The organism is Enterobacter sp. SA187, from assembly GCF_001888805.2.
In the GTDB taxonomy this organism is placed as follows: domain Bacteria; phylum Pseudomonadota; class Gammaproteobacteria; order Enterobacterales; family Enterobacteriaceae; genus Enterobacter_D.
In genome coordinates, this window is record NZ_CP019113.1 from 2,388,741 (window position 1) to 2,402,138 (window position 13,398).

Here is a 13,398-nt window from a genome sequence, read left to right on the forward strand (position 1 = left end):
ATCATGAAGGGCAGCATTATTTGCTAAAAGTGCTGTTATTCCGGGCTGTTCAGTATGTGGTCGATGGCGGTACATTCATCCGCGCTGAAGTGGCGATTTGCCAGCATGCCGACCGCATCGTCAATCTGCGCCACTTTACTTGCGCCAATCAGCACGGACGTTACTTTATCGTCACGCAGCACCCAGGCCAGCGCCATCTGCGACAGCTTCTGGCCGCGTTGCTGCGCCAGATCGTTTAACTGACGCACCTTACGCAGTTTTGCTTCGGTGAGCTGATCGGGGTTGAGGAAACGGCTACCGCTGGCGGCGCGGGAATCCGCAGGAATGCCCTGTAAATAGCGGTCGGTCAGCTGTCCACCCGCCAGCGGCGAGAAAGCAATGCTGCCGACGCCTTTCTCCGCCAGCACATCCAGCAATTCATCTTCCACCCAGCGCTCAAACATCGAATATTTTGGCTGATGGATCAGGCAGGGCGTGCCGAGATCGTTAAGAATATCAATTGCCTGCCGCGCCATATCCGCCGGGTAATTCGACAGGCCCACGTACAGCGCCTTGCCCTGGCGTACGATGTGATCCAGCGCGCGCATGGTCTCTTTCAGCGGCGTTTCCGGATCCGGGCGATGGTGATAGAAGATGTCCACATACTCAAGGCCCATGCGTTTCAGGCTCTGATCGAGGCTGGCGATAAGATATTTACGCGACCCCCAGTCGCCGTAAGGACCCTCCCACATGGTGTAGCCTGCCTTCGTGGAGATGATCAGCTCATCGCGCCACGGGCTAAAATCTTCCTGCAGGATACGACCAAAGTGCCGCTCAGCGGAGCCCGGCGGCGGCCCGTAGTTGTTGGCGAGATCGAAATGAGTGATGCCGAGATCAAAAGCCCGGCGCAGCAGCTGGCGGCTGGTTTCTACTAGGGTGGCGTCTCCGAAGTTATGCCACAGCCCCAGCGACACCGCCGGTAGCTTTAAACCGCTCTCGCCACAGCGGCGGAACTCCATCTTTTTATAGCGCTCAGGATCGGCCTGATAAACCATGCATTAATCCTCAATTGGCAGACGTAACATCAGTGTATACGTTTACACCAGCTTTGAGACTTTGCTGAAACGGTAAAGTTATTCTGTGATGAAGCTCAATAATATACAGGCACTCGTGCTATGGTCATTGTTGTTAAAGCGCCTTGAATTTACAGTGTGCCAAAGAATTTTTCTGACTTCAGCGGAGCAGTAAAAAGAATGACAAAGTATGCATTAGTAGGTGACGTGGGCGGCACTAACGCACGCCTGGCGTTGTGTAATGTCGACAGCGGCGAGATTTCCCGCGCCAAAACCTATTCCGGGCTGGATTATCCCACGCTGGAAGCCGTGGTCCGCGTCTATCTGGACGAGACGGGCGCAGAGGTTGAGGATGGCTGCATCGCCATTGCCTGCCCGATCACTGGTGACTGGGTGGCGATGACCAACCACACCTGGGAATTCTCCATCGCGGAAATGAAGAAAAATCTCGGCTTTGCGCATCTGGAAATTATTAACGATTTTACCGCCGTATCCATGGCGATCCCGATGCTGAAAAATGAGCATCTGACGCAGTTCGGCGGCGGCGAGCCGGTAGAAGGCAAACCCATTGCCGTGTATGGCGCGGGCACTGGCCTTGGCGTGGCGCACCTGGTGCACGTCGATAAGCGCTGGGTCAGCCTGCCGGGCGAAGGCGGTCACGTGGATTTTGCGCCGAACAGCGAAGAAGAGGGGATTATCCTTGAAGAGCTGCGCAGTGAAATCGGCCACGTTTCGGCTGAGCGCGTGCTTTCCGGTCCGGGGCTGGTGAATCTGTACCGCGCGATTGTGAAATCCGACGGACGTCTGCCGGAAAATCTGCAACCGAAAGACATCACCGAGCGCGCGCTGGAAGACAGCTGCATCGACTGCCGCCGCGCGCTGTCGCTGTTCTGCGTGATCATGGGACGTTTCGGCGGTAACCTGGCGCTGACGCTCGGCACCTTCGGCGGCGTATACATCGCCGGTGGCATTGTGCCGCGCTTCCTCGACTTCTTTACTGCCTCCGGCTTCCGCGGCGGCTTTGAAGACAAAGGCCGCTTCAAATCCTACGTGCAGGATATTCCGGTCTACCTGATCGTGCACGACAACCCGGGTCTGCTGGGCGCGGGTGCGCATTTACGTCAGACGCTGGGCTACTACCTGTAAGGGTTACAGGTGCATTAACTGCCTGAACTCTTTGACTTTGCTGCGACTGACCGGGACCTGAAAATCAAGATCCCGCAGTCGCAGAATATAGGTGTTGTTAAACCAGGGTTCGATTTCGCGGATCTTGTCCAGATTCACACAGTATGAGCGATGACAGCGAAAGAAATGCGCTGCCGGTAGTTTGCTGCAAAACTCCGTGATGTTCATCGGCATCACAAATTCATCGCGCCGGGTATACACGAACGTCATCTTCTCATGCGCTTCCGCATAGTAAATATCGTGAATACTGGTAACGATGATGCGCTCATCTTTAATCAGATTGATGGTATCGTTTTCACGCACCGCCGGGCTGCCGGAACCTGCGCCAGTCTGCTGCTGCCATGCAGTCTCCAGCTTTTGCAGCATATTGATGATGCGTGATTCCTGATAAGGTTTCAGAATATAGTCAAAAGCTTCCAGCTCGAAGGCTTCAACTGCATGTTCTTTCCACGCGGTAATAAATACGATAAAGGGTTTATGGGCAAACTGGCTGATATTCTGCGCCAGTAAAACGCCGTCCAGCGACGGGATATTAATATCCAGAAACAGCGCGTCCACTTTGTTGTGCTGCAAAAACTTCAGCACGTCCAGGCCGTCGTCAAAGGTGCCGACGATCTCCATCTGGCTGTGTTCTTTGATGAGCCAGCTCAGCTCCTGCTGCGCCAGGATCTCATCTTCAACAATGATGACTTTCATGGTGACTCTCCTGATTATTGCAACAGCGTGACCGGCGCGGGCAGGGGCGCGCGATCGTGCGGCACGTAGAAGGCGATTTCCGTTCCCGGCTCCAGGCGGCGAATATGCAGCCCTTCGCCGTACAGCAGTTTTACGCGGTGATGCACATTGAGTAAGCCGATTTTATTGCCGGGCATCTCATTGGCCTCGACCCGCTCAATGACCTGCGGATCGATACCGTTGCCAGTATCGCGCACGGCGATACGCACCCTGTTACCGCACTCTGCCACGCTGATGGTGACCACGCCTTTTCCTTTACAGGGCTGAATGCCGTGCACGATGGCGTTTTCCACCAGCGGCTGGATCAGCAGGCTTGGGATCACACAGTTAACTTCCTCGTCGATGTCATAAATCACCGTCAGTTTGTCGCCAAAGCGCGCCTGCTCAATGGCGATGTAATCCTTGATTTGATACAGCTCTTTCTTAATATCAATTTGCTCATCGTCTTTCAGTTCAATGTTATAGCGCAGGTAGCGCGATAAATTGTAAATCAGCTGCCGGGCGGTATCCGGATTAAGGCGAATGGAGGACGAAATGGCGTTCAGGGCGTTAAACAGAAAATGCGGGTTAATTTTGCTTTGCAGGGCACGCAGTTCCGCTTTATTGGCCATCTCCCGCAACTGCTCGGCGCGGGACACTTCCAGCTGCGTGGAAATGATTTGCGACAGGCCGATCGCCATCTCCTGCAACGACGAAGTAATTTGATGCGCATGGCAGTAGTAGATTTTTAACGTGCCGGTGACCACGCCTTTTTCCCATAGCGGGATCACCAGCATGGAGTGGATTTCCGGCGTGCGATGCGCCTCATCATTGTTTTTAATGATGATTTTACCGGAGTTGATCGCTTCAAAGGTGGTGGGGCTGATAATGTCATCGCTGTCCCGGTAGTTGTTTTCTCCGATACCGACGTAGGCCAGCACATGATCGACGTTGGTAATGGCGACGGCATCGGCATGAATATCGCGGCGGATAATATCGCAGACCTGACGCAGGGATTCCGTATTCACATGGCGGAACAGCGGCAGCGTTTTGTTGGCAATATCCAGCGCCAGCTTGGCCTGCCGTGCTGCGCTGGCCTCCTGCTCCCCTTCGACACTCTGCACCAGCAGCACAATAAAGCCGATACATACGGTACCGAGGATCATCGGTATACCGATTTTCGACACGATATCCAGCCCCAGCGCGGTAGTCGGCGCCCAGAGCACCACCAGGATCATGGTCAGGGTTTCGCACAGCATCCCGGCGATAATGCCGATGCGCCAGTGGTGCGCTTTCGGCGTTTTGAGGTTGATCCAGCCCGCCAGACAACCGGCAATAATACTGGTGATAAAACAGGGAATGGCCGTCACGCCGCCAATATCGATCAGATAGCGATGAATACCTGCAATGATGCCGGTAATAATCCCCACCCAGGGGCCGAACAGGATCCCGCCGGACATCACCGCAATAATACGGACGTTGACCAGCGACCCCTCCACCGGCACGCCGGACCAGGTGCTGAACAGCGCAAACATGGAAAAGATGGCCGTTACGGCCAGCAGCTCTTTAGGCGAGTGGGCGGTTTTATGCAGCAGTTCGCGAAACAGGCGCATGCGGATCAGGAAGAACAGACAAATCAGCATTAACGCCGCCCGATCAAAGACCGCCAGCAGCATGTTAAATATTTCGTGCACGGAAAACTCGTGTGAATAGCGTGGAAAAGAGATGATAAAAAATCTGACGCCGGATGACCAGTTAACTTCCGCAAAGGGTTAAGAGGAAAAACCCTGTTTTCAAAAGGGGATTGTGACGGACGGGCAGTCAGCGAATGGCCCGCCGTGAAAAACGTCAATGGTGGGTAATGCTCTTTTTATCATCATGTTAACTTGCTGTTTTATTTGTGCCTTATATCGTGCAGCTTGTCTGGTCAGACGAAAAATGCCTTCCGCTTTTTCGTGGCTGATAAATTATTTTCCGTTGCCCCTCGACAGCGGGAATTTGTTCAGGCTATTTTCTAAACATGCCACGCAGTGGCAGCGTCGCTCGGACGGTCCGGGCGCTAACGTTACATCGAGGAATCTATGGCTGACTCCAGTCCAGTACGTCGCTTTACGCGCATCGAACGTCTTCCCCCTTATGTTTTTAACATTACCGCTGAACTGAAAATGGCCGCGCGTCGCCGCGGTGAAGATATTATTGATTTCAGTATGGGCAACCCTGACGGCGCCACGCCGCCGCACATTGTCGAAAAGCTCTGCACCGTGGCGCAACGCCCGGATACCCATGGCTATTCCACATCACGTGGTATTCCACGCCTTCGCCGCGCCATTTCGCGCTGGTATCAGGAGCGCTATCAGGTGGATATCGATCCGGAAACGGAAGCTATTGTCACCATCGGCTCGAAAGAGGGACTGGCGCACCTGATGCTGGCCACGCTCGATCATGGCGATACCGTGCTGGTGCCGAATCCCAGCTACCCGATCCATATTTATGGCGCGGTGATCGCCGGGGCGCAGGTACGTTCTGTGCCGCTGGTGGAGGGCGTGGACTTCTTCAATGAACTGGAGCGCGCCATTCGTGAAAGCTATCCGAAGCCGAAAATGATGATCCTCGGTTTCCCGTCGAACCCGACGGCGCAGTGCGTTGAGCTGGAGTTCTTCGAGAAAGTGGTGGCGCTGGCGAAGCGTTATGATGTGCTGGTAGTGCACGATCTGGCTTACGCCGACATCGTCTATGACGGCTGGAAAGCGCCATCCATCATGGAGGTGCCCGGCGCGCGCGATGTGGCGGTGGAATTCTTTACCCTGTCGAAAAGCTACAATATGGCCGGCTGGCGTATTGGTTTTATGGTGGGGAATCAGGAGCTGGTTAGCGCGCTGGCGCGGATTAAAAGCTACCACGATTACGGCACCTTTACGCCGTTACAGGTGGCCGCGATTGCCGCGCTGGAAGGCGATCAGCAGTGCGTGAAGGACATTGCCGCCCAGTACAAACGCCGTCGCGATGTGCTGGTCAAAGGGCTGCACGAAGCGGGCTGGATGGTGGAAGTACCGAAAGCGTCAATGTACGTGTGGGCGAAAATCCCTGAACAGTACGCGGCGATGGGATCGCTGGAGTTTGCCAAGAAACTGCTGAACGAGGCGAAGGTGTGCGTGTCACCAGGGATCGGCTTCGGCGATTATGGCGATACCCATGTGCGCTTTGCGCTGATCGAGAACCGCGATCGTATCCGTCAGGCCGTGCGGGGCATCAAAGCCATGTTCCGCGCTGATGGATTGCTCCCTACCACCGCCAGACCGCTCACCGAAGACGCGGAATAAACAAAAACAGGAGCCAGCGGCTCCTGTTTTTCGTATGAACGTTGCTCAGATCATCAGGGCGAAAGTACCGGCCCATACAATGACCATTACCGAAATGCCCATAAAGAAATATTTCACTTTTCATCGCTCCGCACACACATCGTATGCATTCATGAACAAGACAGGACTGATTATAGAGAGATGACGCCAGGCCAGAATCAAAATGAGAATTATCTCGTTTAGGGTGGCGGCAGCACCTCAGAATTCAGGTGTGAATCACACCAGACGGCGCTAATGTACGCTTAATAAATCCGGGAAACAAGTGGCATTTTCTTAAATACTTTCCGTCACTTAGCTTGTGTCGGGGAACGGCGACACTTTAATTTCCTGGGGTAATAAATTGAGCTTGAGCGACGCTTTTTACCTTAATGAAAACTCCCTTTTTCCTGCTTGATTTATAAGGTTAAATTGTGAGCTACGTCTCGGTTTTAACGACTTTACGATAGTGTGCTGCAAGGCATAAGTGACAAAAAAGTGACACCACCTTTTGTGCTATCGCCCACAAAACAAAAATCCTTCCTGATGCATTCCCCGGTGTCGCCACCTTTCACGGCATGATAACAACTGGTTTTCAGCGCAGTAAAAGGAACGTCCGATGCGTAAAGACGATTTACTCACCTTTTTAATCAACCAGACTGATTTCTTTGATCCGCACGACGTCAGCGAGATTTTCACTGCCCGTCATCTGGCGCAGCGTTTCGGGTTACAGCGTAATACCGCCAGCCACTACCTCAATCAACTGGTGACACAGGGCGTCCTGATAAAAATTAATACCCGCCCGGTGTACTTTCTGCATAAGGCCAGCTTCGAGCAGCAATTTTTTCCGCTTTCCCGTACAGAGTTTGCCAGCCTTGACGAATTGCTGGCGGAAAACGACGGCGAGCGCGTGCAACAGGATCACTTCTCCTTGCTGATCGGTCACGAAGGTTCGCTAAAAAAGCCGATAGAACAATTAAAGACCGCGTTGTTTTATCCGGATGGCGGCCTGCCACTGCTGATCACCGGCGACAGCGGCACCGGCAAAAGTTATCTGGCGAACCTGATGCATGATTACGCCATTACAAAGGGGCTAATCGATGCCGACGCCCCCTTTGTCACCCTGAACTGCGCTCAGTATGCCAATAATCCGGAGCTGCTCGCCGCCAATTTGTTTGGTTATGTTAAAGGCGCTTTTACCGGCGCGACCAGTGATAAACCCGGGGCTTTTGAAGCCGCGGATGGCGGGATTTTGTTTCTGGATGAAGTACACCGGCTGCATGCGGAAGGGCAGGAGAAACTCTTTACCTGGCTCGATCGCGGGGTAATTTATCGGCTGGGAGAAACCGCCAGCGGGCGTCGTGTTGCCGTGCGGCTGATCTTCGCCACCACCGAAGACATTCACAGTACCTTCCTCACCACTTTTATCCGGCGTATCCCCATTCAGGTGGTGCTGCCGGATCTGGAAAGCCGTAGTCGAAAAGAGAAGGAAGCGCTGATCCTGCAATTCTTCTGGCGTGAGAGCAAAAAGGTGGGGCTGGCGTTGCGTATCAGCCCACGCCTGCTGTCCGTGCTGACGCATTATGTCTTTCGCGGCAACGTTGGCGAGCTGAAAAACGTCGTCAAATACGTGGTGGCCTCGGCTTTTGCCCGGCAGGGCGGCGGGCAGCCGCTGCATGTGACAATCCATGATTTACCGGAGCCGGTGATGGCCCAGTTGCCCGCGCTCAGCGACGCGACAAGCGGACAGGGCGAAGAAATATGTCTGGATGAGCATACCAGTCTGCCATGGCTGCTCCAGACGCAAAATGCCGGGCGGGTGCTCATCCACGATGCGCAGCTCAGCGTGCTGACGCTGTTTGAAAAATACCGTACGGCACCGCATTCATGGGATGACATCGAGCAGCGCATCGGTCATGAAATCGAAAATCTGTTCGATCGGCTGATCTTCGATAACCAGGACAAAACCAGTTCACAGATGCTGATGCTGGTGACCAGTCAGGTAAGGGAGGAATTTTACCGGCTGGAAAAAAGTTACAACATCCAGTACAACGGCAACGGCATCTACGCCATCGGGCATTATCTGGTTCATCGGTCGACCAGTGAACCGTCGCGGCTGAACGTCGAAATGTGTAAACAGCTCGATCGTTTTTTAGAGCAGAAATACCCGTTGCTGTACCTGTTTTGCGAAGAAGTACTGGCGTCGCTGGCCCGCAGACTGGATCTGCGTATTCAGGCCATGGATCGTATTTTGTTACTGCTCTGGCTGAACAAAACCGGCGTGCAGAGCAGTCACCTGGTCACCAAAGCGGTTATTCTCGCCCACGGTTACGCCACCGCCAGCAGCATTACGAATGTGGCCAACCGGCTACTGAAACAAACCGTCTATGAATCCTTTGACATGCCGCTTGACGTCACGCCGGAGGCCATCGCCCAGCAGGTGACGCAGTACGTGGAGCGTAACGCGCTGGCGAGTAGTCTGGTGATCCTGGTGGATATGGGATCGCTCAATGACATCCACCACTATTTCAGCCGACAGGTGACGATGCCGGTGGTGATCATCAATAACGTCTCCACGCGTATGGCGCTGTACGTGGGCGAGCGCATTTTACAGGGCGACTATCTGGAAACCATCGCCGCAGATATTGCCGCCGATGTACCGGTAGAGCATAAAATCATCTGGCCGGAACTGAACAAGCCAAAGGCGATCGTTACCACCTGCGCAACGGGGATTGGCGCCGCCAGCAATTTATGCAGCCTGCTGAAAGCGAGTATTCCGCACGAGCTGGGCATAGAAGTGGTGGCGTATGAGTACGACACCCTGGCAGAAAACAAACTGCGCGAGCCCATCTTTTCACGTTTTGATGTGCTGGCGCTGGTCGGCACCCTCGATCCCGGAATTCCCGATGTGCCCTGGATTTCGCTGGATACGTTGATCTCCGGTCAGGGTAAGGAAACACTGATGACGCTGTTCGGCGCGCTTATCAGCCCCGCGGATGTCATACAGATTAACGAACGCATCGTGAAAAACTTCTCTCTGCGCCGGGTGATCGAATCGGTGACCATTCTTGATACCAGCAAGGTGATAAATCAGGTCGAGCAATTTCTGACGCGCTATCAGCATCTGACGGCGATGGCCGTGGCGAACGACCGTAAAGTCGCGCTTTATATTCATGTGAGTTGCCTGATTGAACGTCTGATCCGTCAGGCGGCGATCCACAACTACGCCGGGCACCGCGCGCAGTGTCAACGCCAGCACCTTCCGGCGTTGCGCGAAGCCTTTAGTGTCATTGAGTCGAGCTATAGTGTCCAAATCCCTGAAGCGGAGCTTTTTTATATTCACGATCTTTTGCATCTGCAAACGGAATTTCTTCAGTACGATCAAGAGTTTTGACGTTTTCCTGCTCCTGACATTTTCACCTGATCGCCGTGCCACTATTTCTGGCACGGCGGTTGCAATATCTGTATTAACAGGTGGAATTTATTTTCGAGGTCAGGATGAAACGACACTATATTTTTGCCAGCCATGGCACTTTTGCTCACGGTATTCTCAATTCGGTGGAGCTGATCCTCGGCAGGCAAAATAATATCCATACGCTCTGCGCTTATATTAACGAAGGGGATGACCTGACCGAACAGGTTGAGCAACTTATTAGTGCTTTTCCCGCCGAAGATGAACTGGTGGTGATCACCGATATTTTCGCCGGTAGTGTTAACAACGAATTTATCCGCTTTATTAAACGTCCCGGTTTTCATCTTATTGCCGGGCTTAACCTGCCGCTGATTATCGAAATGCTCATCGCCCCTCAGGACGAGGCGCTGCCATCCCTTATTACCGATTCCCTGACTAACGCCCGGCAAAGTATTCAGTACTGCAACCAGACTCTTGATGCTGCGCTGGTGGCGGATAAAGATTTCTAAGCGAGGATCTAAAAATGATAACACTCCTGCGGGTTGACCACCGTTTACTCCACGGCCAGGTGGCGTTTTCCTGGACGCAATATATTGGCGCGGACTGCATTCTGATCGCCAACGATGCGGTTATGCATGACGAACTGCGCAAGACCACCATCAAGCTGGCTAAACCGCCAGCCGTTAAGCTGGTTATGAAAAATATTAATGATGCGATTGCCGCTATTAAAAGCGGCGTTACCGATAAATATAAATTATTTATCGTCGTGGAGTCCGTCGAAGATGCCTGGCGTCTGGCCTGCGCAGTACCGGAAATTAAAAGTATCAATCTTGGCGGTATTAAAGCCAAAGAAGGGAGCCAGAATATTTCAAAAGCAATAAACGTCCTGCCAGAGGAGGTGACAATGCTCAATGAACTGGTTAAAGCGGGTACGGAAGTGGAAATCCGGCAGGTGCCTAATGACAGAAAACTGTTATTCACTGACTGTCTTTGAATGACGAGGGACGCACTATGTTAGAAGCATTATTACTGGGACTGGTGGCTTTTATTGCCCAGTCGGAATATGCCTTAGGCACTTCCTTAATTTCCCGCCCGATTGTCACCGGTTTACTGACAGGACTGGTTTTAGGTGATGTGCAAACCGGCGTCATAATGGGCGCAACGCTGGAGCTGGCGTTTATCGGTTCGTTCTCGGTAGGGGCATCCATTCCACCGGATGTGGTCACAGGCGGGATCCTTGGCGTGGCCTTTGCCATCACCTCCGGCGCCGGCACCGAAACCGCGTTGCTGCTCGGTTTGCCTATCGCCACGCTGACGCTGGTGTTGAAAAATATCTATCTCGGGCTGTTTATTCCCACCCTTAACCAGAAGGCGGACGCTTACGCCGATCGGGCTGATACACGCGGCATTGAGCGGATGCATCTGATCGCCGGGTTTGGTCTTTCGCTGATGCTGGCCACCGTGGTGACCGTCTCCTTTATGGTTGGCAGCGGCGCGGTGAAAAGCCTGCTGGATGCCATTCCGGAGTTCATCAAACACGGGCTGAGCGTTGCCACCGGCATTATTCCGGCGCTGGGCTTCGCCATGCTGGCCCGCCTGCTGATCAACAAAAAGGTCGCCCCGTATTTCTTCCTCGGATTTGTACTGATGGCCTATCTGAAGATCCCGGTGACCGGCATTGCCATTCTCGGGGCCATTACGGCCGTGGTGATGGTAAACGTGATGCAATTTAATTCCCCCCGTCCGACGGCGGCGCAAGGAGTCCAGAATGACGATGAAGACGATTTCTGAGGAAACTCAGGTGGCCGACGACGCCACAAACACCATTACCCGCAAAGAGTTGCGCAGCGTGTTCTGGCGCTCGTTCCAGATGGAGTTCTCCTGGAACTATGAGCGGCAAATGAACCTGGCCTTTGTCTATGCCATGATCCCGGTGCTGAAAAAGCTCTACCCCCGCAAAGAGGATCTGGCCGGCGCGCTCAAACGGCATCTGGTGTTCTTTAACACCACGCCGCATATCGTCACGCTGATCCTCGGCATTACCGCCGCGATGGAGGAGAAAAACAGCAGTTCAAAGGGCATGGACGCGGCGTCCGTCGACAGCGTAAAAGCCTCGCTAATGGGGCCGCTCGCCGGGCTCGGGGATTCATTCTTCTGGGGAACGTTGCGCCTTATCGCTACCGGTATCGGCACCAGCCTGGCGCTGAAGGGCAGCATTCTCGGGCCAATCCTTTTTCTGCTGGTATTTAACGTTCCCCATCTGGCGGCGCGTTACCTGTTTACCCGCTGGGGCTATGTGCTGGGTACCGGCGTGCTGCAACGCATCCAGAAGAGCGGCATGATGGAAAGCCTCACCTACGGCGCTTCCATCATCGGTCTGATGGTGGTGGGCGCGATGACTGCCTCAATGATCAATATCACTATCCCGGTGACCTTCGGCACGGGCGAGGCGAAAACCCATGTGCAGGACATCATCAACGACATTATGCCCGCGCTGTTGCCGCTGGTGAGCTTCGGGATCGTTTACTGGCTGCTGGGCCGCAAGGTTAAACCGCTCGCCATTCTGGGCGGCATGGCCGTGGTCGGTATAGCGGGATCGTGGATTGGGTTATTCTGAGGAGAAAATGATGTCAACCATGCTGGATTATATAGACCAGGAGTCAGATGCGCTCACGCGCATAATACAGGAATATCCTGAGAAGCTCGCGCCATTAGTGACCTGGCTGGCTTCACGGCCAGTGAATAAGATCATGATCCTCGCAACAGGATCATCATGGAATGCTGCGCTGTGCGCCCGCTATTATTTCGAAACCCATTTCGGCATTCTGGTAGATATTAAAGAGCCATATAATTTCACCCATTATGAACGAATTGATCCGGCAACGGATTTAGTTATTGCGGTGTCCCAGAGCGGGAAAAGCGCCTCGACGCTGGATGCCATGAAAAAAGTGCAGGCGGAAGATATTCCGGTATTTTGCCTGACGTCGGGTCCGCAAAGTCCGGCTGCGGTGCAGGCGGACGGCATACTCGATATTAATACCGGCATTGAAAGCGTCGGCTTTGTGACGCGCGGCTTTAGCGCCACTGTGCTTAATCTTTTGCTTATCGCGCTGCTGGTGGCTGAACAACGGAGGCAAATCGAAGAGGATGAACGCGCGGCAACCCTGGCGAGTCTCAAAGACGCGGCGCAGGCGATCCCGGACGTCATTGAAAAAACCAACGCTTTCTTTGCCCGCCACCGGTCATACTTTATTCAGGCGTCGCGCTTTGTGGCGACGGGCTACGGCGCGCTGACTGGCGTGGCGAAAGAATTTGAAACCAAGTTCACGGAAACCGTGCGCCTGCCGTCCAGTGGTTTTGAACTGGAAGCCTATATGCACGGCCCGTATCTGGAGGCCAGCGCCAGTCATACGCTGTTTTTTATTGAGGACAGTGTCCATACGCGTACCCGCGCCCTACGGGATTATATGCAGCCCGCCGTGGATGCCGTATTTACCGTCACGCTGACGGAAGAAAATAATGATCCCCATACGCTGGCGCTGAATTATCCCTTAAACCATCATTTCGCGCCGTTGTTATTAATTGTGCCATTTCAGCTTCTCGCCTTTCATATTTCCACGGCGAAAGGCATCGATTTAAGCGTGCGTATTTTTGACGATTTCGACAAGGTGCTTAAAAGCAAAATTTAATTACTTATCAG

At 53.6% G+C, this 13,398-nt stretch carries 12 protein-coding genes; 8 read left to right on the plus strand and 4 right to left on the minus strand.

From position 1 onward, the window contains the following. Nucleotides 1-35 precede the first annotated feature (35 nt). The gene (gene mgrA, locus BMF08_RS11340) at nt 36-1,034 is read right to left on the minus strand and encodes an L-glyceraldehyde 3-phosphate reductase (protein ID WP_072567688.1); all 999 of its coding nucleotides are present in this window, start codon (nt 1,032-1,034) and stop codon (nt 36-38) included. A 198-nt stretch (nt 1,035-1,232) separates the two neighbouring features. Here mgrA and glk point away from each other — a divergent pair, with 198 nt between their 5' ends. Continuing rightward, nucleotides 1,233-2,198: a glucokinase gene (gene glk / locus BMF08_RS11345; RefSeq protein ID WP_072567689.1), complete on the plus strand. Its 966-nt coding sequence runs from the start codon at nt 1,233-1,235 to the stop codon at nt 2,196-2,198. Nucleotides 2,199-2,201: 3 nt separating this feature from the next. Here the strand turns inward: glk and BMF08_RS11350 are convergent, their stop codons facing one another. After that, nucleotides 2,202-2,933 (minus strand): LytR/AlgR family response regulator transcription factor, encoded by a 732-nt coding sequence (locus BMF08_RS11350; protein ID WP_072567690.1) that lies wholly within the window; start codon nt 2,931-2,933, stop codon nt 2,202-2,204. Between the two features lie 14 nt (nt 2,934-2,947). Continuing rightward, entirely contained in the window at nt 2,948-4,645 is a 1,698-nt protein-coding gene (locus BMF08_RS11355; protein ID WP_099458750.1) for a sensor histidine kinase, read from the minus strand. Between the two features lie 387 nt (nt 4,646-5,032). Here BMF08_RS11355 and alaC point away from each other — a divergent pair, with 387 nt between their 5' ends. Beyond that, nucleotides 5,033-6,271 carry an alanine transaminase gene (gene alaC / locus BMF08_RS11360; protein WP_072567692.1) on the plus strand — a complete coding sequence of 413 codons (1,239 nt, stop codon included), beginning with the start codon at nt 5,033-5,035 and terminating at the stop codon, nt 6,269-6,271. Between the two features lie 45 nt (nt 6,272-6,316). On the opposite strand, the gene ypdK is transcribed toward alaC, so the two are convergent. Continuing rightward, on the minus strand, nt 6,317-6,388 hold the full coding sequence (gene ypdK, locus BMF08_RS11365) for a membrane protein YpdK (protein ID WP_099458783.1): 72 nt from the start codon (nt 6,386-6,388) through the stop codon (nt 6,317-6,319). Nucleotides 6,389-6,905: 517 nt separating this feature from the next. Between ypdK and BMF08_RS11370 the strand changes: the two genes are divergently transcribed. The 6 genes from BMF08_RS11370 to BMF08_RS11395 all read left to right on the plus strand — a co-directional run bounded on the left by BMF08_RS11370 (nt 6,906) and on the right by BMF08_RS11395 (nt 13,387). Next, nucleotides 6,906-9,680, plus strand: a complete 2,775-nt coding sequence (locus BMF08_RS11370) for a sigma 54-interacting transcriptional regulator (protein WP_072567693.1) — start codon at nt 6,906-6,908, stop codon at nt 9,678-9,680. Between the two features lie 104 nt (nt 9,681-9,784). Beyond that, nucleotides 9,785-10,207 (plus strand): PTS sugar transporter subunit IIA, encoded by a 423-nt coding sequence (locus BMF08_RS11375; RefSeq protein WP_072567694.1) that lies wholly within the window; start codon nt 9,785-9,787, stop codon nt 10,205-10,207. A gap of 14 nt (nt 10,208-10,221) precedes the next feature. After that, a complete protein-coding gene (locus BMF08_RS11380) occupies nt 10,222-10,692 on the plus strand; it encodes a PTS sugar transporter subunit IIB (RefSeq protein WP_072567695.1) in 471 nt (156 codons plus the stop codon). 17 nt (nt 10,693-10,709) lie between these two features. Continuing rightward, complete coding sequence (locus tag BMF08_RS11385) at nt 10,710-11,489, plus strand: PTS mannose/fructose/sorbose/N-acetylgalactosamine transporter subunit IIC (protein ID WP_072567696.1); 780 nt, start codon at nt 10,710-10,712, stop codon at nt 11,487-11,489. Further along, entirely contained in the window at nt 11,467-12,315 is an 849-nt protein-coding gene (locus tag BMF08_RS11390) for a PTS system mannose/fructose/sorbose family transporter subunit IID (protein ID WP_072567697.1), read from the plus strand. Before BMF08_RS11385 ends, BMF08_RS11390 begins: the two co-directional genes overlap by 23 nt. A 7-nt stretch (nt 12,316-12,322) precedes the next feature. Continuing rightward, the gene (locus tag BMF08_RS11395) at nt 12,323-13,387 is read left to right on the plus strand and encodes an SIS domain-containing protein (protein WP_072567698.1); all 1,065 of its coding nucleotides are present in this window, start codon (nt 12,323-12,325) and stop codon (nt 13,385-13,387) included. Nucleotides 13,388-13,398: the final 11 nt, after the last annotated feature.